1 rRNA gene is annotated in these 1,563 nt (G+C 51.1%); it reads right to left on the minus strand.

What is annotated here, in order from left to right:
• Positions 1–10: 10 nt before the first annotated feature.
• A 16S ribosomal RNA gene (locus AC1Q7N_RS11650) occupies positions 11–1,561 on the minus strand.
• Positions 1,562–1,563 lie beyond the last annotated feature (2 nt).

The following is a 1,563-nucleotide window of genomic DNA, read 5'->3' on the forward strand; positions in this document are numbered from 1 at the left end:
ATATCCTTAGAAAGGAGGTGATCCAGCCGCACCTTCCGATACGGCTACCTTGTTACGACTTCACCCCAATCATTTGTCCCACCTTCGACGGCTAGCTCCAAATGGTTACTCCACCGGCTTCGGGTGTTACAAACTCTCGTGGTGTGACGGGCGGTGTGTACAAGACCCGGGAACGTATTCACCGTAGCATGCTGATCTACGATTACTAGCGATTCCAGCTTCATATAGTCGAGTTGCAGACTACAATCCGAACTGAGAACAACTTTATGGGATTTGCTTGACCTCGCGGTTTCGCTACCCTTTGTATTGTCCATTGTAGCACGTGTGTAGCCCAAATCATAAGGGGCATGATGATTTGACGTCATCCCCACCTTCCTCCGGTTTGTCACCGGCAGTCAACTTAGAGTGCCCAACTTAATGATGGCAACTAAGCTTAAGGGTTGCGCTCGTTGCGGGACTTAACCCAACATCTCACGACACGAGCTGACGACAACCATGCACCACCTGTCACTCTGTCCCCCGAAGGGGAAAACTCTATCTCTAGAGGGGTCAGAGGATGTCAAGATTTGGTAAGGTTCTTCGCGTTGCTTCGAATTAAACCACATGCTCCACCGCTTGTGCGGGTCCCCGTCAATTCCTTTGAGTTTCAACCTTGCGGTCGTACTCCCCAGGCGGAGTGCTTAATGCGTTAGCTGCAGCACTAAGGGGCGGAAACCCCCTAACACTTAGCACTCATCGTTTACGGCGTGGACTACCAGGGTATCTAATCCTGTTTGATCCCCACGCTTTCGCACATCAGCGTCAGTTACAGACCAGAAAGTCGCCTTCGCCACTGGTGTTCCTCCATATCTCTGCGCATTTCACCGCTACACATGGAATTCCACTTTCCTCTTCTGCACTCAAGTTTTCCAGTTTCCAATGACCCTCCACGGTTGAGCCGTGGGCTTTCACATCAGACTTAAAAAACCGCCTACGCGCGCTTTACGCCCAATAATTCCGGATAACGCTTGCCACCTACGTATTACCGCGGCTGCTGGCACGTAGTTAGCCGTGGCTTTCTGATTAGGTACCGTCAAGACGTGCATAGTTACTTACACATTTGTTCTTCCCTAATAACAGAGTTTTACGATCCGAAGACCTTCATCACTCACGCGGCGTTGCTCCGTCAGGCTTTCGCCCATTGCGGAAGATTCCCTACTGCTGCCTCCCGTAGGAGTCTGGACCGTGTCTCAGTTCCAGTGTGGCCGATCACCCTCTCAGGTCGGCTACGCATCGTTGCCTTGGTAAGCCGTTACCTTACCAACTAGCTAATGCGGCGCGGATCCATCTATAAGTGACAGCAAAACCGTCTTTCACTATTGAACCATGCGGTTCAATATATTATCCGGTATTAGCTCCGGTTTCCCGAAGTTATCCCAGTCTTATAGGTAGGTTATCCACGTGTTACTCACCCGTCCGCCGCTAACGTCAGAGGAGCAAGCTCCTCGTCTGTTCGCTCGACTTGCATGTATTAGGCACGCCGCCAGCGTTCATCCTGAGCCAGGATCAAACTCTCCATAAAAA

It is taken from the genome of Staphylococcus sp. GW823-FHT05F06 (assembly GCF_058795495.1).